At 58.2% G+C, this 20,266-nt stretch carries 17 protein-coding genes and 3 tRNA genes; 17 read left to right on the forward strand and 3 right to left on the reverse strand.

Annotation, left to right across the window (positions count from 1 at the left end; genetic code table 11):
- The first annotated feature begins 223 nt into the window (after positions 1 to 223).
- The 10 genes from CKALI_RS04725 (at position 224) to CKALI_RS04770 (ending at position 12,440) form a co-directional block, all read left to right on the forward strand.
- Complete coding sequence (locus tag CKALI_RS04725) at positions 224 to 1,999, forward strand: acetolactate synthase large subunit (protein ID WP_231580554.1); 1,776 nt, start codon at positions 224 to 226, stop codon at positions 1,997 to 1,999.
- Positions 1,999 to 2,517 (forward strand): acetolactate synthase small subunit, encoded by a 519-nt coding sequence (gene ilvN, locus CKALI_RS04730; protein ID WP_156192217.1) that lies wholly within the window; start codon positions 1,999 to 2,001, stop codon positions 2,515 to 2,517. The genes CKALI_RS04725 and ilvN overlap by 1 nt, the downstream gene beginning before the upstream one ends.
- Positions 2,518 to 2,546: 29 nt before the next feature.
- Positions 2,547 to 3,551, forward strand: a complete 1,005-nt coding sequence (gene ilvC, locus CKALI_RS04735) for a ketol-acid reductoisomerase (RefSeq protein WP_156192218.1) — start codon at positions 2,547 to 2,549, stop codon at positions 3,549 to 3,551.
- A gap of 149 nt (positions 3,552 to 3,700) precedes the next feature.
- A complete protein-coding gene (locus tag CKALI_RS04740; RefSeq protein ID WP_231580534.1) occupies positions 3,701 to 5,296 on the forward strand; it encodes an MBL fold metallo-hydrolase in 1,596 nt (531 codons plus the stop codon).
- 176 nt (positions 5,297 to 5,472) lie between these two features.
- Positions 5,473 to 7,068 (forward strand): phosphoglycerate dehydrogenase, encoded by a 1,596-nt coding sequence (serA, locus tag CKALI_RS04745; RefSeq protein WP_156192219.1) that lies wholly within the window; start codon positions 5,473 to 5,475, stop codon positions 7,066 to 7,068.
- A 152-nt stretch (positions 7,069 to 7,220) separates the two neighbouring features.
- Complete coding sequence (locus CKALI_RS04750) at positions 7,221 to 8,228, forward strand: 3-isopropylmalate dehydrogenase (protein WP_156193658.1); 1,008 nt, start codon at positions 7,221 to 7,223, stop codon at positions 8,226 to 8,228.
- 9 nt (positions 8,229 to 8,237) lie between these two features.
- On the forward strand, positions 8,238 to 10,088 hold the full coding sequence (locus CKALI_RS04755) for a putative nucleotidyltransferase substrate binding domain-containing protein (RefSeq protein WP_156192220.1): 1,851 nt from the start codon (positions 8,238 to 8,240) through the stop codon (positions 10,086 to 10,088).
- A gap of 47 nt (positions 10,089 to 10,135) precedes the next feature.
- Positions 10,136 to 10,660: a 3'-5' exonuclease gene (locus CKALI_RS04760; RefSeq protein ID WP_326519813.1), complete on the forward strand. Its 525-nt coding sequence runs from the start codon at positions 10,136 to 10,138 to the stop codon at positions 10,658 to 10,660.
- A gap of 18 nt (positions 10,661 to 10,678) precedes the next feature.
- Positions 10,679 to 11,470, forward strand: a complete 792-nt coding sequence (locus CKALI_RS04765) for a fumarylacetoacetate hydrolase family protein (protein WP_156192222.1) — start codon at positions 10,679 to 10,681, stop codon at positions 11,468 to 11,470.
- A 415-nt stretch (positions 11,471 to 11,885) separates the two neighbouring features.
- Entirely contained in the window at positions 11,886 to 12,440 is a 555-nt protein-coding gene (locus tag CKALI_RS04770; protein WP_156192223.1) for a class I SAM-dependent methyltransferase, read from the forward strand.
- Here the strand turns inward: CKALI_RS04770 and CKALI_RS04775 are convergent.
- Positions 12,415 to 13,518, reverse strand: coding sequence for an isochorismate synthase (locus tag CKALI_RS04775; protein ID WP_156192224.1), 1,104 nt, complete (start codon positions 13,516 to 13,518; stop codon positions 12,415 to 12,417). The two genes, CKALI_RS04770 and CKALI_RS04775, sit on opposite strands and share 26 nt — an antisense overlap.
- A 26-nt stretch (positions 13,519 to 13,544) precedes the next feature.
- Here CKALI_RS04775 and gltX point away from each other — a divergent pair, with 26 nt between their 5' ends.
- The 5 genes from gltX (at position 13,545) to CKALI_RS04800 (ending at position 16,967) form a co-directional block, all read left to right on the forward strand.
- The gene (gltX, locus tag CKALI_RS04780) at positions 13,545 to 15,026 is read left to right on the forward strand and encodes a glutamate--tRNA ligase (protein ID WP_197079769.1); all 1,482 of its coding nucleotides are present in this window, start codon (positions 13,545 to 13,547) and stop codon (positions 15,024 to 15,026) included.
- Positions 15,027 to 15,186: 160 nt separating this feature from the next.
- Positions 15,187 to 15,258 (forward strand) — tRNA-Gln (locus CKALI_RS04785).
- A gap of 37 nt (positions 15,259 to 15,295) precedes the next feature.
- Positions 15,296 to 15,368 (forward strand) — tRNA-Glu (locus CKALI_RS04790).
- 121 nt (positions 15,369 to 15,489) lie between these two features.
- On the forward strand, positions 15,490 to 16,641 hold the full coding sequence (locus tag CKALI_RS04795; protein WP_156192226.1) for an ATP-binding protein: 1,152 nt from the start codon (positions 15,490 to 15,492) through the stop codon (positions 16,639 to 16,641).
- On the forward strand, positions 16,638 to 16,967 hold the full coding sequence (locus CKALI_RS04800; RefSeq protein WP_156192227.1) for a hypothetical protein: 330 nt from the start codon (positions 16,638 to 16,640) through the stop codon (positions 16,965 to 16,967). The genes CKALI_RS04795 and CKALI_RS04800 overlap by 4 nt, the downstream gene beginning before the upstream one ends.
- 8 nt (positions 16,968 to 16,975) lie before the next feature.
- On the opposite strand, the gene CKALI_RS04805 is transcribed toward CKALI_RS04800, so the two are convergent.
- Positions 16,976 to 17,539, reverse strand: a complete 564-nt coding sequence (locus CKALI_RS04805) for a hypothetical protein (RefSeq protein ID WP_156192228.1) — start codon at positions 17,537 to 17,539, stop codon at positions 16,976 to 16,978.
- 589 nt (positions 17,540 to 18,128) lie between these two features.
- Between CKALI_RS04805 and CKALI_RS04810 the strand changes: the two genes are divergently transcribed.
- Positions 18,129 to 18,683: an HD domain-containing protein gene (locus tag CKALI_RS04810; protein WP_156192229.1), complete on the forward strand. Its 555-nt coding sequence runs from the start codon at positions 18,129 to 18,131 to the stop codon at positions 18,681 to 18,683.
- Here the strand turns inward: CKALI_RS04810 and CKALI_RS04815 are convergent.
- Positions 18,673 to 20,061 (reverse strand): hypothetical protein, encoded by a 1,389-nt coding sequence (locus CKALI_RS04815; RefSeq protein ID WP_156192230.1) that lies wholly within the window; start codon positions 20,059 to 20,061, stop codon positions 18,673 to 18,675. The genes CKALI_RS04810 and CKALI_RS04815 overlap by 11 nt on opposite strands.
- 128 nt (positions 20,062 to 20,189) lie before the next feature.
- On the opposite strand from CKALI_RS04815, the gene CKALI_RS04820 reads away from it, so the two are divergent.
- Positions 20,190 to 20,262, forward strand: a tRNA-Glu gene (locus CKALI_RS04820).
- Positions 20,263 to 20,266: the final 4 nt, after the last annotated feature.

Genomic DNA, 20,266 nt, shown 5'->3' on the forward strand with positions numbered 1-20,266 from the left:
ACAGTGTTGGCCGAGGGTTTTGACATTTAAGCCCCGATTGAGCTGGAAGTGACTACTCATCAAGGACCGCCACCCATGGATCCGAGACGAGATCGCGGAAAGTTCGAAGTAACTGTGATCCTCATACCCAAAGGAGCAACTCGTGACTGAGCCAGGGAAAACCGGTTCGGCCCCGTCGCCAGCGACGCTGGCGCAGCGGGTGAAAACGCACCAGCCAGAACGCATGACTGGCGCGCAAGCCATTGTCCGTTCTCTCGAGGAACTGGGCGCCGATGTGGTGTTCGGTATTCCAGGCGGCGCAGTGCTACCGCTCTACGACCCGCTGTACTCCTCCACCAAAGTCCGCCACGTGCTCACCCGCCATGAGCAGGGTGCTGGCCATGCTGCCACCGGTTATGCACAAGCCTCCGGCAAGGTCGGTGTCTGTATCGCCACCTCCGGCCCAGGCGCCACTAACCTGGTGACCCCACTGGCTGATGCCATGCTGGACTCCGTGCCAATCGTCGCGATCACAGGCCAGGTGGGCGCGAGCCTGCTCGGTACCGACGCGTTCCAAGAGGCCGATATCCGCGGCATCACCATTCCGGTGACCAAGCACAACTTCATGATCACCGATGCCCAGGAGATTCCGGCCGCGATCGCGGAGGCGTTCTATCTGGCGTCGTCAGGCCGCCCTGGCCCGATCCTCGTGGATGTGCCGAAAAACGTCCAAGAAGCCAAGATGGACTTTTCTTGGCCGCCTGTGATGAACCTGCCTGGCTACCGACCAGTGACCACCCCGCATGGTCGACAGATCGATGAAGCCGTTCGGATGATCTCCGAATCTCAGCGCCCTGTCCTATACATCGGTGGCGGCGTAATCAAGGCAAATGCGTCCGAACAACTGCGCGCGTTTGCTGAGTTCACCGGCATCCCAGTGGTCACCACCCTCATGGCCCTGGGTTCCTTCCCAGACTCCCATCCACAGCACATGGGTATGCCGGGCATGCACGGCAGCGTTCCAGCCGTCGGCGCGATGCAGGGCGCTGACCTGCTGATTACCATCGGCGCACGTTTCGACGACCGTGTCACCGGGCGCGTCGACAGCTTCGCACCCGGCGCCAAGGTCATTCACGCGGACATCGACCCAGCCGAAATCGGAAAGATCCGCGAAGCGCACGTGCCGATCGTGGGCGACGCAGGTGAGGTGCTCACCGCGCTTTTCGACGCGTACCAGTCGCAGAACCTGCCAAAGCCACAAATGAAGCAGTGGTGGGCCTTCTTGAACAACCTGGTGGAGCGCTTCCCGCGCGGCTATGAGGAACAAGGCGAAGACATCGTCGAGCCACAGCGTGTGGTGGAGACCCTATCCAAGGAAGTTGGCCCGGAGGCCATTTACTGTGCGGGCGTTGGCCAGCACCAAATGTGGTCTGCTCAGTTCCTTGATTTTGAGAACCCACGAACCTGGCTCAACTCTGGTGGCCTGGGCACCATGGGATACGCCATCCCGGCTGCAATGGGAGCAAAGGCCGCGCATCCTGACAAGGAAGTCTGGGCGATCGATGGTGATGGCTGCTTCCAGATGACTAATCAGGAACTGGTCACCTGTGCCGTCGAGGGCTATCCGATCAAGGTGGCGCTGATCAACAACGGCAACCTGGGCATGGTGCGACAGTGGCAGACCCTGTTCTACGACGGTCGCCACTCCAACTCCAACCTGGGCGACCGCGATAACTACCTGCCAGATTTCGTCGGGCTTGCCGAGGCCATGGGCTGCGCCGCGTTCCGCGTGACCTGCGACGAGGACGTACTGCCGACCATTCAGAAGGCGCGTGAGATCAATGATCGTCCGGTAGTTATTGACTTCATCGTGGGCGAGGACGCTCAGGTGTGGCCGATGGTCGCAGCTGGTCACTCCAACTCGGACATTCAGTATGCCAAGGGGCTTCAGCCGCTGTTTGAGGAAGAGTCTGCCGACGGCCCGAACGAAGTTGCCGACGTGATCGAAAGGGAGCAGTAATGATAACTCCATCTGGAACCCGCCATATCCTCAGCGTTCTGGTCCAGGATCAAGATGCGATCATCGCCCGTATCTCGGGCATGTTCGCTCGCCGCGGATTCAGCATGTATTCCATGTCTTCCGCGCGCACCGAAACCGAGGGCATCAACCGCATCACCGTAGTGTTCTACGGCGATGATATTGCGGTGGAGCAGATCACTAAGCAACTGAACAAACTGGTACCCGTGCTCAAGGTGGTGCGCTTGGATGATGAAAACACCATCGCTCGCGCACTCATGATGGTGAAGGTCAGCGCAGACAACACCAGTCGCCCGCATGTGGTGGACGCCGCCAACATCTTCCGCGCTCGCGTGGTCGATGTCTCACCGGAGTCCGTCGTCATCGAAGCGACCGGCACCCCGGGCAAACTGGGCGCACTTCTGGAAGTCCTTGAGCCGTTTGGCATCCGGGAACTCCTACATTCGGGTGAAATTGCGATGAATCGCGGCCCGAAGACCATGGCACCTAATAAGCTTTAACAACACATAACAGAAAGGCACTTTTTTCAATGGCTATCGAGATGATCTACGACGACAACTGCGACCTGACCCTGATCCAAGGCCGCAAGGTTGCCATCATTGGCTACGGCTCCCAGGGCCACGCTCACGCTCAGAACCTGCGCGACTCTGGCGTTGAGGTCTGCATCGGCCTGCGCAATGGCTCCGGCTCTGCTGACAAGGCACGCGAGGCTGGCTTCGACGTCAAGTCCAACTCTGATGCTGCTGCATGGGCAGACGTCATCATGCTGCTGGCTCCGGACACCTCCCAGGCAGCGATCTTCACCCAGGACATCGAGCCAAACCTGAAGGACGGCGACGCTCTGCTCTTCGGCCACGGTCTGAACATCCACTTCGACCTGATCACGCCGCCAGCAAACGTCACCATCGGCATGGTTGCCCCTAAGGGCCCAGGCCACCTGGTTCGTCGTCAGTTCGAAGATGGCAAGGGTGTTCCTTGCCTCATCGCCATCGACCAGGATCCAAAGGGTGAGGGCAAGGCACTGTGCCTGTCCTACGCTTCCGCTATCGGTGGTGGCCGCGCCGGCATCATCGAGACCACCTTCAAGGACGAGACCGAGACCGACCTCTTCGGTGAGCAGGCAGTTCTGTGTGGTGGCGCGGAAGAGCTGATCAAGGCTGGTTTCGATACCCTCGTTGAAGCAGGCTACGAGCCGGAGATGGCCTACTTCGAGTGCATGCACGAGATGAAGCTGATCGTTGACCTCATGTTCGAGGGTGGCCTCACCGCCATGAACTACTCCATCTCTGACACCGCAGAGTTCGGTGGCTACCTCTCCGGTCCACGCGTCATCGGCGAAGAGTCCAAGCAGGCCATGCGCGACATTCTGAAGGACATCCAGGACGGTACCTTCACCAAGCGCCTCGTCGCCAACGTTGAAGGCGGCAACAAGGAGCTCGAGGGTCTGCGCGCCGAAACTGCCAACCACCCAATCGAAGCAACCGGCGCTAACCTGCGCAAGCTTATGAGCTGGGTTAAGGAACCACTGATCTAAGCAATTAAGACCAAGACCGTCTCTCGTTTTGAGAGGCGGTCTTTTTGCTTTTCCAGTGTCGGGGAGCACATCCATCGCAGAATTTTTGTAGTGTCGGTGGGGTATCTCGAAAGGAGAGGGCTATTAATTTTCGAACATTGTTTGGGGCGTTGACCCTTGCGACGCTGGTGACTGGCTGCGGTTCTGCGCTGCCACAATCACCCGTTGAGGTGCGGGAGAACGTCAATCAAAACATCCCGGTGGCGGCGAGGTTCGGCACAACGCCACAGGTGTTGTCGGATCCGCATCAGTCGGGAGTTCAAGCTGCCCAGACGATTTTCGAGAAGTCTGAAACTGCTGTGATTTCTGGGCCGAGTGTGGCTGCGCAGGCCCGAGCGGCGTCGATAAGCATTGTGGCGCACGCGCCCATGATGGTCTCGACCCCGGAGACCAGCGCAGATGTTGCGACGGCGCTCGGCAAGCTGGGAGTGACGCACATCTTGATGGTTGGGGACGCGACCCCGCTGAATCTGCAGCGAATTGAAACAGTGGTCGACCCTGGCACTGCGGAGGGCATCGGGGAGTTGACCTCGCTCGCATTTCAGCGAAGGGAGACCCAGAATCTCCTGATGGACCTCGTTCACACCGACCCCAACTTGCCCACCGAGTTCACGGTGCCCGGCCATTCGTTGGCCCCGAGTGGTGAGAAGGCCAAGACCTTCCCGGTGCAGAGTAAGCAAGACGGGGGAGCAGCGCCACCGGTGCTGGCCACCGCTGATTCGAGCATTGCGGCGGTAGCGACGGCGCGGGCGTTTGGTGCCAATGTCACCTACCTTGAAAATGTCGACCCGCGGTTTAACGCCGAGACGGTCACCGCCACGGCCGGGCTCGCGAACCAGCCCATGCTGGCGCTTGGCGACGCCTTTGGCACCGCAGACGAGCTGGCGCGCCGCATTCGCTCGGCCGCGCACAGTCCGCAGCAACCTGGTGGTGGCGGTCTCGTATTCCCAGGTCGTCGCATCGTGGCGCTGTACGGACACCCCAGTGGCCCAGCTTTAGGGGAACTCGGCGAGCAGCCTTTGGAAGCGTCGGTAGCGGAGGTGAAGGAACGGGCGAAGCAGTATCAAGCTCACAGCGAGGAAACGGTGGTACCGGCCTTCGAAATTATTGCCACCGTGGCAGCCAGCCAACCGGGCGCGGACGGTGACTATTCCAATGAATCCACCGTGGAGGAGCTGGCGCCGTATGTGGACGCGATTACGAACGCGGGTGGTTATGCGATCCTCGATTTGCAGCCCGGCCGAGCCTCGTTCTTGGATCAGGCCAAGCGCTACGAGGAACTGCTCAAGCGACCTAACGTTGGGCTGGCGCTGGATCCGGAGTGGAAGCTCTACGGACAGGAAAAGCCGATGCACGATGTTGGTCATGTGAGCGCGGGCGAAATTAACGATGTCTCGCGTTGGCTCGCCGATCTCACTCGAGACAATGACGTGTCACAAAAGCCTTTGGTCGTGCACCAGTTCCAAACGCAAATGATCCGTGACCGCGATCAGCTGCAATTCCATGACGAGATTGCATTGATTATTCACGTCGATGGTCATGGCGCGCGCGGAGAGAAATTGGGCACGTGGGATGAAATCCGCAAGGGACTGGATCCGCGAATCTTCCTAGCCTGGAAGAACTTCCACGACGAAGACAAGCCCATGTTTACCCCCAAGGAAACGATGGACACTGAGCCGCGACCGTGGTTGGTCACCTACCAGTAACTATGCACGCATGTGTATAAAAGCACCCCTATATTCGTGGAGTAAACAGATGCGCAGAATGGATAGGGGTTAAACTACGGAGCAGTTGTCGCCATTCGTGCCGGCGCCAACCTGCTGTGCGCCGACGCGGTCGTGCCTGCGCGTAGTGGTCAATCCCATCATCAGGAGATGTTTTCGTGGCCCTCAATGACCGTCCTGTAGTACTTATCGCCGACAAGCTTGCGCAGTCCACCGTTGACGCGCTCGGCGATGCCGTTGAAGTTCGTTGGGTAGATGGTCCAAACCGGGCCGAATTGCTCGCCGCTGTTCCAGAAGCTGACGCGCTTCTCGTGCGTTCTGCTACCACCGTCGATGCCGAGGTGCTGGCTGCAGCTTCCAAGCTGAAGATCGTCGGCCGTGCCGGTGTTGGCCTGGACAACGTTGACATTCAGGCAGCCACCGAGCGTGGCGTCATGGTGTGCAACGCGCCGACCTCTAACATTCACTCCGCTTGTGAGCACGCAATTTCCTTGCTGCTGTCCACCGCGCGCCAGATCCCAATGGCAGACGCATCGCTGCGCGAAGGCGAGTGGAAGCGCTCTTCCTTCAAGGGTGTAGAGATCTTCGGCAAGACCATCGGTATCGTCGGCTTCGGTCATATCGGCCAGTTGTTCGCCCAGCGTCTTGCTGCTTTTGAGACCACCATCATTGCGTACGACCCATACGCAAACCCAGCTCGCGCCGCTCAGCTCGGCGTCGAACTGACCTCTCTTGAGGACCTGATGGGTCGCTCCGACTTCGTCACCATCCACCTGCCAAAGACCAAGGAAACGGCCGGCATGTTCAATGCTGAGCTGCTTGCTAAGTCCAAGAAGGGCCAGATCATCATCAACGCTGCCCGTGGTGGCCTGGTTGATGAGCAGGCACTGTGCGACGCCATCGAGTCCGGCCAGATCCGTGGCGCAGGCTTCGACGTGTTCGCCACCGAGCCTTGCACCGACTCTCCGCTGTTCAAGCGTCCAGAGGTTGTCGTTACTCCTCACCTTGGTGCTTCCACCGTGGAAGCCCAGGACCGCGCCGGCACCGACGTGGCAGATTCCGTCCTCAAGGCGCTGAAGGGCGAGTTCGTTGCTGACGCAGTGAACGTCTCCGGCGGTCGCGTGGGCGAAGAGGTCTCCCTCTGGCTCGAACTGGCTCGCAAGCTCGGCCTGGTCGCAGGTCACCTGCTCAATGGCGTACCAGTTTCCATCGAGGTCGAGGCTTGTGGTGAGCTGTCCTCCGAGAACTCCGAGGTACTCGGCCTGGCTGCCCTGCGTGGCCTGTTCTCCGGCCAGACCGATCAGCCTGTCACCTTCGTGAACGCGCCACAGATCGCGGAAACCCGTGGCGTTGAGCTCAAGGTGTCCTCTTCCTCTGAGTCCTTGACCCACCGTTCTTCCCTGATCGTGCGTACCTTCGCGGCAGACGGCACCAAGGCCTCCGTCGTGGGCGCACTGACCGGACTGGACGGCCAGGAGAAGATCGTTCGCATCAACCGTCGTGGCATCGACATGCGTGCCACCGGCCGCAACCTGTTCCTGTTCTACCCAGACGCTCCTGGCGCACTGGGTAAGGTGGGCACCCTGCTGGGTTCCCAGGACATCAACGTTGAAGCTGCTGCTATGTCCCTCGAGCAGGAGTCCAACGGCGCTATCCTCGTGCTGCGCGTGAACCAGGAAGTGCCAGAGGAGCTTTTCGAGGAGATCGGCGCATCCCTCGGCGGTGCAAAGAAGTTCCAGCTCAACCTGGATTAATTAGTCCCCGAAAAGGAAGGCTGCCCTAAAGTGGTGGCCTTCCTTTTTTGTTGTCTTTCTCTCATTCCTAATTGTGAACCTTTGACCCGCTCAGCGGTGCAGACGTGCTACACTCTCAACAATCCCGCAAAATGAGAGAGGAATCCCGCATGTTGAAACTTGCTGTTATTGATGGCGACGGCATCGGCCCAGAAGTCACCGCCGAAGCGCTCAAGGTGTTGCGCGCGGTTCGCGACGACATCGAAGTCACAGAATTCGACCTCGGCGCCCGCCGCTACCTGAAGAACGGCGAGCTCCTCACCGATGCGGACCTGGAATCTCTCAAAGAACACGACGCCATCCTGCTGGGGGCCATTGGCGCCCCAGGTGAGGTGCCTCCTGGCGTCCTGGAGCGTGGCCTGCTGCTGCAACTGCGGTTTAAGCTGGACCACCATGTCAATCTCCGACCGGCAAAGCTGTACCCGACGTCGACAAGCCCGCTGGCGAACCCCGGTGAGATCGATTTCGTGGTCGTCCGCGAGGGAACCGAGGGCCTGTACTGCGGTAATGGTGGCGGTCTGCGTGTGGGTACCCCGCACGAAGTAGCCTCCGAGGTCTCGCAGAACACCCGCTTCGGCGTGGAGCGCGTGGTGCGTGACGCGTTCGAGCGCGCGATGACCCGCCGCAAGCACGTGACTCTGGTGCACAAGACGAACGTGCTGGTTAATGCGGGCAGCCTGTGGGAGCGCACCGTGGCCGACGTGGCAAAGGAATACCCCGAGGTCACCGTGGACTACAACCACATCGACGCCGCGACCATCTACATGGTCACCGACCCGCAGCGTTACGACGTCATCGTCACCGACAACCTCTTCGGCGATATCCTCACCGACTTGGCTGGTGCGGTCACGGGCGGCATTGGCCTGGCGGCATCGGGCAATATTGATGCCACCCGCGTCAACCCCTCTATGTTTGAGCCGGTGCACGGTTCCGCGCCGGACATTGCAGGCAAGGGTATTGCGGATCCGAGCGCCGCAATCCTGTCAGCTGCACTGATGCTGCGCCACCTGGGGGATGCGGCGAATGCGGAGCGGATCGAAAAGGCTGTGGAGGCTGATGTGATTTCCCGCACTGAAATTATTACGAGTGAAATAGGAGACAGAATCGCCGCGAGCGTTTAGTCTCATGGCATGACCGTTGAACTTGAGGAGATCCAGAATTTCCTGAGCAACCACATGCCATACTCCGAGCTTGACTCGGCGACTCTTCGGACGCTGCCCGGCCGCATGGACATGATCTATGTGCGCCGGGGCGACCTTATCTTTCAGGTCGGTGACAGCAACAACTACTGCCACATCATCCGCTCCGGCGCGGTGGACGTACTCGACGCGGATGGCGTGCTGCTGGATCGTCGAGAAGCTGGCCGATCCTTCGGATATTCGACCCTCAAAGACAACACCGCCTCGCTCTATACGATGCTCGCGGTAGAGGACTCACTACTGCTGCGCATTCCGCGCGAGGTGTACCTGGAACTCGCGGCGGCGAATCCCATCCTGGACAGCTATTTCTCCACTCAGAGTGCCCGCATCCGCCAGGCTGCCTCCAAGCTCCGCGATTCCTCCAGCGCCGATGTGCTGCGCACCAAGCTCGGCGAGTTCATGATCACCGATCCGGCGCAGATTGATCCCAATGAGACGATTCAGGCCGCGGCGGCGCGTATGCAGGAAGTGAACGTTTCTTCGCTGCTCATTGCGCCGAATTTCGAACTGCAGGGCATCATCACCGACCGCGATCTGCGCAAGCTGGTTGCTGCCGGGGGATCCATTGACCGCCCCGTGTCGGCGATCATGACTCCGAACCCGATCTTTGCCACCCCGGATACCCTCGCGTTCGAAGCCATGCTGATGATGGCCGAGCGGGGGATTCACCACCTACCGGTCGTCGATAATGCCAAGATCGTGGGCGTCATTGCCTCCGCCGACATCATGCGCCTGCTGCGCCACGACCCGATCTACCTCACCGCCGATCTGTCGCGCCGCAATTCGCCTGAGGAATTGCAGCAGGTGTACTCGAACGCGGCGGACGTGGCCGTGCGCTTCATCGAACGCGGCGCCTCCGCGGAGGAAGTGACGGCGCTGCTCACCGTCGCAGCGGATGCGCTGGCCCGGCGTTTGCTCAAGCTCGGCGAGGAAAAGTTTGGCGCACCGCCCGTGCCATACTGCTTCGTCGTCGTAGGTTCCCAAGGTCGTCGTGGCATGGGCCTGGCCTCGGATCAAGACAACTGCCTGGTGCTTTCCGATTCCTATGACCCGACACAGCACGCCGAGTACTTCGAAAACCTCACCCGTTATGTCTGCGAGGGCCTCGACAAGGCAGGTCAGGTGCTGTGTCCTGGCGACATGATGGCGATGACCCCGCAGTGGCGGATGACCGTCTCCGAGTGGATCTCCACGTTCCGCACCTGGATTACCGCTCCCGAACCGGATGCTCTGCTGCATTCCCAGACGTTCTTCGACTTCCGAGGCATCTATGGCTCCCTCGAGCTTGCCGAGCAGGTACACGCCGCCGCTGTCGAGATGGCGAAAGGCGCCGGTCGCATGCATGCCCACCTCGCTGCTTTGGCTTCTCGACGCGAACCGCCGCTCGGTTTCTTCCGCGGTTTTGTCCTCGACCGCTCCGGCGAGTATGCCAACACCCTGGATGTGAAGAAGGGCGGCATCGCGGCGGTGGTGCAAATGGCTCGCCTCTACGCGCTGGCCGCAGGTGTGTCGGAGGTCGGTACCATCGCGCGCTTGCAGGCCTCTGCAGGCAACGGGGTTTCGGAACAGGGGGCGAGCGATCTCGTCGACGCCTATGAGTTCCTCTTCACCATGTCCTTGCGCTGGCAAGCCGATCAAATCCGGGCAGGGGAGAAGGCGAGCTACCATGTCGATCCTGCGAAGCTCTCCAAGATGGAGCGCGAGCATCTGCGGGATGCCTTCCAGGTGATCAAGTCGATGCAAACTGCCCTTGCTACCAAGTTCCCGGTGCGCAGCATATGAGATTCTTCCGGCCGAACCCGCCCGTCGACGAGCTCCGCTTGCTGGCCGTGGACATCGAAACCACCGGCCTCAAACCTGGCCGGGATCGGATGCTGTCGATCGGCTGGGTCCCCGTCGATGGCGACGTGATCAAACTCGATCAGGCCCAGTACTTTGTCTTCTCCGATGCCGCCGATGTCACCTCTTCGGTGAATGTGCATGGGCTTACCGACGACGCCCTGGCTGCTGGGTCTCCATTGTCAGAGGTATTACCGGTGTTCCAAGAGGCGCTAGCAGGCCGGGTGCTGCTCGCGCACTACGCCGCGATCGAATTCGGTTTTCTGCGCCATGAATTGGGACGTTCGTTCAAACCGGAAATCGTGGACACCTTCGCGTTGGAGCGGCGCCACATGGAGCGAATGGGTACCTATCCGCGTGGTGATGATCTCCGTCTGCCCCGGGTCCGCGCGCGTTATAATCTCCCCAATTACCCCTCCCACAATGCACTGACGGACGCCCTGGCCTGCGCAGAGCTGTATTTATGCCAAGTAAAACAATTATCCTTAGGTAACTTAAGCAGCTTGCAACCCTGATCTGTGTATGATTCAACCATGCGAATTGGACGAATTGCCACCCCTGAAGGAATGTGTTTCTGCGTCATCGATGACGAGGGAACCACCGCTAAGCAGATTTCCGGACATCCATTTGAAGCTCCACAATTTACCGGCAAGGAGTGGCCTCTTGCCGAGGTGCGCCTGCTCGCCCCTATGCTGCCAGGCAAGATTGTCGCCCTTGGTCGCAACTACGCCGACCACGTTGCGGAGGTGTTCCAGAAGAGCGCCGATGCGTTGCCACCAACGATCTTCCTCAAGCCTTCGACCGCTGTTGTCGGTCCTGGCGCTGCTATTAAGATCCCTGACTTCGCCACGAAGGTCGAGTTCGAGGGCGAGGTCGCCATGGTGATTTCCAAGCCATGTAAGAACGTCAAGGCTGATGATTGGCAGGACTACGTTCTCGGCTTTACCATCTTGAACGATGTTTCTTCCCGCGACCTGCAGTTTGCCGACGGCCAGTGGGCACGTGCGAAGGGCATCGACACCTTCGCACCGATGGGCCCATGGATCGAAACCGACCTGTCCAAGTTCGAGTTCGACAACATCTCCATCAAGGCGCACCTGACCCACGACGGCGAAACCACCACGCCACAGGACTCCAACTCTAACCAGATGATCAAGACTTTCGGTGAGATCCTGGAAATGATCACCGAGTCCATGACCCTGCTGCCTGGCGATGTCGTTATCACCGGCTCCCCAGCAGGCACCAAGGAAATGTTCCCTGGCGACTTCATCGAGATCGAGGTTGCGGGCATCGGTAAGCTGGGCAACCCAGTCGAGCGGGCATAAGTCTGCGACCGGCGCGATTTTCGATGCATGAAGCCCGATAGTCCGAGTAAAAATGCTGCTACTTGTCTCTTTTTGACATGGTAGTAAATGCTCTACTCTGACTATCGGGTTTCATGTATCTAGAATCCGGAGAAAACTTTCGCCCCACCCAACTAATCAGTAAACCCGTCGCCAGGAATACCCCCATCTCGATGATCACCAACGGGTGCCTGTTTTCCACGAGGGCTAGCATAACCAGCACAGTGTGCCCGATGACGATGAGTCTTGGCGTGATCACGGGTCGAGCACCCCGGAGGGCTGCCACGAACCAGTCGATGACCTTGCACGATAAAGTCAGTCCCAAAGAGATGAGCACGCCGGCGATGAGGTAGAGGTAGAGCAAGGGGAACTCCTGACAGTCTGTGAAAGGCAACGTATGAACCACAATTTCGAACAACTCTACGCGTCCCAGGACCAGGTCTGGTCGGGTAATCCCAATGAGAACCTGGTCAAAGAGCTACAGAACGCGCGCCCAGGCACCGCGCTGGACATCGGGTGTGGCGAGGGCGCCGACGTGAAGTGGCTCCACGATCAGGGGTGGGAGGTTACCGGCATCGATCCCTCCGCGACGGCGATCGAGCGTTCAGCCCAGAAGTGCCCGGAGGCCACGCTGCACGTGGGTACTTTCGAGGAGCTCGAACTAGGCACCTATGACCTCATTGTTGCGTCCTACGTGCCTCTCGCCAAAGATGCAGGTAGGAAGCTCAAAGAGTGCCTGAACGCAAGCGGCACTCTGGTCCTGCTGCACCACGAGTTCCCGCAGCACCAGGCCCCAGAGGATTACCTCATGCCCCACAACGCGGAAGAGCTACTCGGGGATGAGTGGGATCTAGAAATCACCAAGAAGCAGCGCGCCGTGCAGCACGGCAACGGCAAGCACCACAAGGATGATCTACTGCTAACAGCTAGAGTCCGAGGGCACGCAAAATAGTTCGGAGTTTTGCGTCTGTTTCCGAAAGCTCCGCCTCAGGGGACGAAGACGCCACGATCCCGCCGCCGGCCCAGGCCCGGGCGGTGAGGCCATCGGGGGAGACTTCGGCGCAGCGGATCGCCACCATGTACTCGCCGTCACCTGAGCTATCGCACCAGCCGACGGCGCCGGCGTAGAAGCCGCGTGGGGTTTCTACGGATTCGATGAGCGCCTCTGCGGCATCGACTGGGGTGCCGCAGATTGCCGGGGTGGGGTGGACGAGGAGCGCGAGTTCCAGGGCAGTCATCGGCTTGGACAGGGTGCCGACGATCGGGGTGGCCAAATGCCACATCTCGTCAGTCTTGGTTAGCTCTGGAACTTCAGGTGCAGAAACAGTGCCACATACCGGCTCCAGCAGACGCAGCAGGTGATCGACCACGAAGCGGTGCTCGGCTAGATCCTTTGCGCTGGCTGCGAGGTCGGCGCCAGCCAGGTGATCCTTCACCGGATCAGTCGACCGAGGGGCGGAACCGGCCAACGGATAAGCCGTTACGGTCGATCCCTGCAGTTTGATCAGTACTTCTGGGGAACTGCCCACCAGGAAACCTCGGCCGACGGGGGAGAGGTCGGCGATGAAGCCATCGAAGTTGTGCGAATTGTCAATCAGGCGTGCAGCGACGAGGCGGGGGTCTACTGGCGTCGCAAAGCTAATGTCTACGGCGCGGGCGAGCACCACCTTTTCCAGCGCGGTGTTGGTGATGGTGGCGCGGGCGGCGGCCACGCGTTCGACGTGTTCGTCTGGGGACGGGTCGAAGCCTGCCACGGAGGCGGATAGCTCCGCGCCGGGACCCATGCGGTAGTAAGAGTGGGGCTCGAGGGGTCCGTCTTCGCGAATGATCCGCTCAGGCACGGTCAGAGCTGCGGGCGCTCCGTGGAGGAATGGCAGGGCCCCGACCACCATCTCCACCTCGCCTGATTTCAGTGCTTCGGCTGCCTCCCACGGGTCCGTAAACGTGCGCGCCGACCCTTGAGTACGCACCGAACCGTGTGTTCGGGAAAGGAGGAAATCAGGTGCGGTCGACGGGCGAGGGTTACTCATAGTTAGACAAGCTTACTGGACTAGACTTGGGTGCCATGACTGAAGTACGCGTACGATTCTGCCCGTCGCCAACCGGCACCCCGCATGTCGGCATGGTGCGCACCGCACTGTTCAACTGGGCCTATGCCCGCCACACCGGCGGCAAGCTCATCTTCCGCATCGAAGACACCGATGCCGCCCGCGACAGCGAGGATAGCTACCAGGCCATCATCGATTCCCTCACGTGGCTCGGTATGAACTGGGACGAAGGCGTGGTCACCGGCGGCCCACACGAACCGTACCGCCAGTCCCAGCGCATGGACATCTACGCTGACGTCCTGCGCAAGCTTATCGACGCCGGGGAGGTCTACCCGGCGTACTCCACGGCCGAGGAAGTGGAAGAGCGCCACAAAGCCGCCGGCCGCGATCCGAAGCTGGGCTACGACAACTACGACCGCACCCTGACCGAAGAGCAGATTGCCGCGTTTGAGGCCGAGGGCCGTAAGCCAGTGTGGCGCCTGCGGATGCCAGAGCAGGACTGGACTTGGAACGACCTGGTCCGTGGCGAGATCACCTTCCAGTCGTCGACCCAGCCGGATTATGTGGTGGCCCGTTCCAACGGCGCACCGCTGTACACCCTGGTCAACCCGGTCGATGATGCGCTCATGGGCATCACCCACGTCCTGCGCGGCGAGGATTTGCTGCCTTCCACACCCCGTCAGCTGGCGCTCTACGCGGCGCTGCAGCGGATTGGCGTCACGTCGTTTACGCCAGAGTTTGGCCACATGCCATTCGTGATGGGCGAGGGCAACAAGAAGCTCTCCAAGCGCGACCCGCAGTCCAACCTGTTCAACCACCGCGACAACGGCATCATCCCAGAGGGCATGCTGAACTACCTGGCGTTGCTGGGCTGGTCGCTGTCTTCCGATCAGGACATCTTTAGCGTTGAGCAGCTGGTTGAGAACTTCGACATCAAGGACGTGCTCTCCAACCCGGCACGCTTTGATGAGAAGAAGCTCCTAGCCATCAACGCTGATCACATTCGCCTGCTGTCCCCTGAGGATTTTGCCGCACGATTCCGCGCCTACCTGGAAGAGTACTTCGAGTTCTCTCCTGAGTACCCAGCGGACAAGTTCGCCTTCCTCGCCGAGCAGACCCAGACCCGCATCAAGACCCTTTCCGAGGGCTGGGACCTGGTCAAGTTCCTCTTCGTTGAGGACGAGGCTTTGGAGCTGGAAGAAAAGTCCGCACGCAAGAACCTGAAGGAAGACGCGGTACAGCCACTGACTGTGGCTATTGAGGTGCTGTCTTCCCTGGACGATTTCTCCACGCCAGCGATCGAGGCCGCCCTGTCCAAGGCTCTCATCGAGGATCTGGAACTCAAGCCTCGAAAGGCTTACGGAGCGCTTCGTGTGGCCATCTCTGGCGCAGCAGTCTCCCCGCCGCTATTTGAGTCCATGGAGCTCCTGGGCAAGGAATCCACGCTCTTCCGCTTGAAGAAGGCGCTGGAGCAGACGCCGTTCGCATAGACCCACCGGCCGGATTTGGTAAAGCAGCCTGACGATTCGCCCCGATTTTGTCGGTCTGCATCACCAAATCCAGCGGGCGTTGACCTGCGGATTTGTCGAAGTTGCACCCTTGTGGTTATAGTATTCCTCGTTGCACAGCGCGCTAAACCGCTGGAAACATTGGCCTATGGTGTAATTGGCAACACAAGGGTTTCTGGTACCCTCATTCTAGGTTCGAGTCCTGGTAGGCCAGCAGCAGTTCACTGTACTGCATAAACAACAGTAGTCCTGCCCCGTTCGTCTAGCGGCCTAGGACGCCGGCCTCTCACGCCGGTAACACGGGTTCAAATCCCGTACGGGGTACAAAGTCAAAGAGCTCCTTCTTCGGAAGGGGCTCTTTTGTTTATGACAGAGCCTGAAACTGGTCATTTCAAACCGAAGATTACAGATTCGGTGTCTGCGCATTCTGACTAGACTATTAGGCATGAACCAAAATAGGACAGTGGACCAGCAAATTGCGGTCTTCGGACAAGCTGGAAGTGGCAAAACGGTACTGTTGTGCTCGTTTTATGGTGCTGCTCGCGATAACATCCAACTTGAGCAGCCACTGTTCGACCTTCATGCACAGGATGACCGGCACACCTCGCTCATCTCTCAGTATTTAGGAATGAAAGAGGATCATAAGGTCCCGCTAACTAATAAGTTCGAATCAATTCATACCGTGTTCAAGCTCAAGCAAAGAGGACTCGGGCTCAAAGAGCTAGCAAAGACTGATTCAGTGCGCCTTACTTGGTGGGATTACCCAGGTGAATGGTTTGAGGGAGGCGCATCGACCGAATCTGAACGCCGAGATAAGGCCCAGACCTTCCGTAGAATGCTGGGGTCGGATGTCGCACTGTTTCTAGTCGATGGTCAACGACTCCAGGAATATGCTGGCGAGGAAGAACGATACCTGCGGTATTTGTTCGATGGTTTTTCCAGCACTCTCAGCGACGTTCAGGACGAAATTCTGCAATGTGGCGGTTTACTCAAGCAGTTTCCGAGGATCTGGGTACTGGCTTTATCAAAGGCCGATCTATGGCCCGACATGACCGTCCAAGACTTTGAGAATCTTTTGAACAAGAAGGCCGGAAGTGAGATCAATGCGCTTCGGTCTAAGTTGCTTGAGTTTATCGAGGATGACGAGGCATTCTCGTTTGGGAAAGACTTTCTGCTACTTTCCTCCGCGAAGTTCACCCCTGGTTCCATTGACATGAGTCAGCGCAAGGGGCTCGATGTTCTTTTGCCACTAGCTTGTGTGCTACCAATTCAACGACATCTCTGGTGGCAGGAGTTCAAGGTTTTGCCGATGAACCTTGCAGAGAAGATGTTGGACTTGGATCTGGTTAAGGTCCTGGTTCCTGTTGTTGTCAAAGCCTTACGGGCAGGAAAAGGCACCGGACATATCAAATTTGTAGCCGCAAGTTTCTTTGCAGACCTCGTCGAGCAAATGGCCGATCAGTCTTTTGAAAATCTGGCACGCATCCAAGCTGAGGCCACAGAAAAACGCGAGTTCTTGAAGGCATTGGTTGCGGAGTTTACTCAGCGGCTAAACCAAGCCGAACATGATCGAGTTCTGGTAAGGGATTCGAAATGACCTTGATGTGGGCCACACGAGGGCAAAACTGGGGTTTCCAGTTTCTCGATGACGGAGGCGAACTAGATCCGCTTCCTACCTATAAACAGGCCTTTGCTAATAAGACAGAAGTCCCTGAATTTGTTCGAATTTGTAGCGAATTTACCGCAGCAAGAATAATGGATCCATTGGGTCGCTCTGATCATTCCGGAAGAGTGATTCCGCACGACTTTGTTTTGCGGGGAAAGATGGCTGAAGGAATTCACAGCATAGTAGATGTGCAGGAATTAATTTGGCCACTCGTTGCTGAAAAATACGAAGAGATTTGGGACCGAAAAACGTTCTAGCAAAAGAACTAGTACATGTACACGGTGGCATTGTTGCCGCCGGTGCATGTGATCAGCTTCGATGGGGCGGTGCTGCACTGCATGGTGTAGCGCTCACCGGTCACGGGACTCATGACATCGATGGGGGATTTCAGGTGGTCGCGGACATTTGCCATTTCCGCCTTGATTTCTTCAATTTGTGCGTCCATGACCGCTCTAGCGAATTCGCAGCTAGTGTTTTGCCCGGCCGCCACAAGGTTGAGTCCGTAGCCATCTCCGTAAACGCAGACGGTGGATTGTTGTCCGTTGATAGTGATCGGTGCGCCGATGCTGGGGTTTGTCTTCAGCTGTTCGTAAATCTCATCCGAGGTGGAAACGGGTGCTGGGGTCGAGGTAACGGCTGGCTGAGGCGCAGTCGATGGTATGGACTTCGGGCTGGGGCTCTCGGCCGTCTCAGTGACCGTGGTGACCACGGTGTGTGGGGCAGTGGCTTCGGAGCTTGCCGTGGCGGTGTTGTCGGTGTCACCCGAGCCGCACGAAGTCAAAGTTACTGTCAATGTCGCTGCCAGGAGGGAAATTGTCAGCCGTTTCATACCTTTAATCGTAGGCGCTGAGCGGGTAAGTCTCTAGGGTTTGTTGGCTCACAATCGGGCGTCGATAAGCGCGCGACCGAGGGTTATTATAACCAGTTGCATGCTGAATGTCTGGGGATTGGCGAAAGTGTGAAAAATTGGTGCGAAGCATGCGCTAATGAATATTTTCACAAAGGCTTCCCTCTGGTTATAACATTGCTTATGCTGCAGGTATACAACGTTGTATGGCTTGAAAAGTAGCCGACATAGAAAGGAGAGTGAATGGTAGAGGTAGAGAATTATCGACGCACTGCCGTCACCCCTTCTGTACAGCGAGCACAGCCATAATCCAATCCTTCGAGAAGGCGCGAAAAGCGCGAAGGTGGAGCTAGCAGAAGGAAAGTGAATGAGCAAAGTGTCCGCAGATCAGGCACGCTGATTGCACACTCGGCAAACTTTCCCCGCAGAGAAAAAGTGGACGTTGCCTCCGAGAAATAGGGGCAAGCGAAACCTCCACAGCGATCGCCGACTTAAGTTGTGAAAACCGGTCAGCAGTAGCCGATGCGTTAGAAACAGAAACCCCGTCCATGTGGCGGGGTATTCTGGTGTTATGTTTACCCCTCGAATGATGCGCGCCATAAACGCCGCCGCCACCGCACACGACGGCCACTACCGCAAGGCCACCCGCATCCCGTACGTCTCCCACCTGTTCGGCGTAATGACGATTGCTGCGAGCATTACCGATGACGAAGATGTGTTAATCGCCTGCCTGCTTCACGACGCCATCGAAGACATACCCGAGACCTACGGTGCCACCCAGATCGAAGCCGACTTTGGTCCCCGCGTGCTCGGAATCGTGCAGGGGGTCACCAAAATCGAGGCAGATTCCTGGCAGGAACGCTCCGATGCCTACATCGCGCACCTGCGCGACGAAGCCAGCGACGAATCCCTCATCGTGTCCCTGTGCGACAAGTCCCACAACCTCATGTCGATTCTCGCTGATCATGACGCTATCGGCGATGAACTGTGGGAGCGGTTCAATTCCGGCAAGGAGCGCCAGCAGTGGTGGTACCGCAGCATCCTGGAGGTAGCATCCCAGCGGCTGCCTGATAATGAGGTGTTGCGAACCTATGCGGCCAACGTCGAGCGACTGGCTAGCCTCTAAGGGTTCTGGCTTCCACGCCGTCCAACTCCAAGTCCAGTCGAGTGACGACGCTCGCCGTGTTCAAATCGACAGTGTCATTGAGCACCGCAAACTTGAAGTCCTTATCGATATGGCGCAGTGGGCCGACTGAGAAGGAATTGGCCAGCCCGTGGGCGACAATCCAGACGTCGAGCGTGTTCTCAAACAACAACCACGGGGTCGGTTCCCCTCCGCCCTCAACAATCACAGCGCGCACGTAGGTGAGCAGTACTTGGAAAGTGGGGCCCATATTGGCGTTGATCGGATTGCCATCAAACGCCGACGGGACGATCGAAGAGTTAGACAAGGCGATGAAAATGTCCAGCGCAGCGGGATCCATCATCGCTGAGGCAACGTAGCCTAAACCCGTGGACTTCGCGATGGCGACCGTCTTCGGATTATCTCCCAGCGCCTGCACCTGTTGGAGAGTAACTCGCTTGATCCACAAATCGAGGTGTTCATCCACCTGAAGTTCGAACGGGACATCGGGTTTGAGTAGTCTTCGGGCCTGTTCCAGGGGAACTTCTGACCACTCGCAGGCGCCTTCTACGGTCAAATCGGCCACGCCATTGTGAACAGCATCTTCGATGGCACCGCGGAAAATCGCATTTCGGATCTCGTCGTCGGTGCTGCGAGGCATTTCCCGAGCAGGCAGGATCTGCGGGAATTCGGTACTGCCTGCAAAACCATGCGGCTCGACCACCAAATGACGTCCGGTGGCTAGAGAATCACCGACACCTGCGAGGATGTGGTGTAACACTGACCGCGCGACCTGCTTTTTGGCCGTGTCATTAAAGAACCGCACCAAACCAAAAGACGCCAGGTGGGCGATGCCGTGGATCGCGGCGAAAATCGGGTAGCCACGCGAGCGTAGTAACCACAGATCCTCTGGGCCGTTTTGCGCGCGGATCTCATCCCGCACCAAAATCAACACCCGCTTCAGTAGCGGGTGGAAGTCCGCTTCCGCGATGTCCTCATCAAAGCTCTGCAAGTGATGGTCAAAAGCGAGGAGTGTGGTGAACGCGCCAAATGACTCCGTCTCCAGCTGTGAAAACTCGAAATAGCCCTTTGCGACGGCCCAGATCCTCTCCGCAAAACTGGCCTCATCGCCTAATTCCTTGCAGTACTTATCGATGTAATAGTTGAACTGAAAACAAATGCGTTCGAGGATCGCATCGTAAAACTGCTGATGGGACGAGAAAATGAGCGCGACATCGTCCGGATGGGCCTGCAAAGACGCAGCGACAGAATCAAGATGCAGCGTCCGAGCATTCGGCTGACTCGCAACTGAGACGCCAGCGACAATTAACTTCTCTCGTAATAACAAGAGAGCGCGATTTTCGACTTGACTAGGACTCACATTTGCCAAACTACCCAAAAGGTTTTCCTCATTGGGGAAGGTTTGTTCGTTAACAACCCTTTAACAGGCAATTTGGTAAACAGCGTTGCCAAAGTTTAATATTGCTGAGTCGTAACAGTAACGAACATGCCCCGTTCGTCTAGCGGCCTAGGACGCCGGCCTCTCACGCCGGTAACACGGGTTCAAATCCCGTACGGGGTACAAA

The sequence above is a fragment of the Corynebacterium kalinowskii genome, from assembly GCF_009734385.1.
Classification (GTDB): Bacteria; Actinomycetota; Actinomycetes; order Mycobacteriales; family Mycobacteriaceae; genus Corynebacterium; species Corynebacterium kalinowskii.

Coding starts and splice junctions, on each gene's coding strand:
- CKALI_RS04725 (WP_231580554.1), top strand. CDS start 224: ATGACTGGCGCGCAAGCCATTGTCCGTTCTCTCGAGGAACTGGGCGCC.
- ilvN (WP_156192217.1), top strand. CDS start 1,999: ATGATAACTCCATCTGGAACCCGCCATATCCTCAGCGTTCTGGTCCAG.
- ilvC (WP_156192218.1), top strand. CDS start 2,547: ATGGCTATCGAGATGATCTACGACGACAACTGCGACCTGACCCTGATC.
- CKALI_RS04755 (WP_156192220.1), top strand. CDS start 8,238: ATGACCGTTGAACTTGAGGAGATCCAGAATTTCCTGAGCAACCACATG.
- CKALI_RS04765 (WP_156192222.1), top strand. CDS start 10,679: ATGCGAATTGGACGAATTGCCACCCCTGAAGGAATGTGTTTCTGCGTC.
- CKALI_RS04770 (WP_156192223.1), top strand. CDS start 11,886: ATGAACCACAATTTCGAACAACTCTACGCGTCCCAGGACCAGGTCTGG.
- CKALI_RS04775 (WP_156192224.1), bottom strand. CDS start 13,518: ATGAGTAACCCTCGCCCGTCGACCGCACCTGATTTCCTCCTTTCCCGA.
- CKALI_RS04795 (WP_156192226.1), top strand. CDS start 15,490: ATGAACCAAAATAGGACAGTGGACCAGCAAATTGCGGTCTTCGGACAA.
- CKALI_RS04800 (WP_156192227.1), top strand. CDS start 16,638: ATGACCTTGATGTGGGCCACACGAGGGCAAAACTGGGGTTTCCAGTTT.
- CKALI_RS04805 (WP_156192228.1), bottom strand. CDS start 17,539: ATGAAACGGCTGACAATTTCCCTCCTGGCAGCGACATTGACAGTAACT.
- CKALI_RS04810 (WP_156192229.1), top strand. CDS start 18,129: ATGTTTACCCCTCGAATGATGCGCGCCATAAACGCCGCCGCCACCGCA.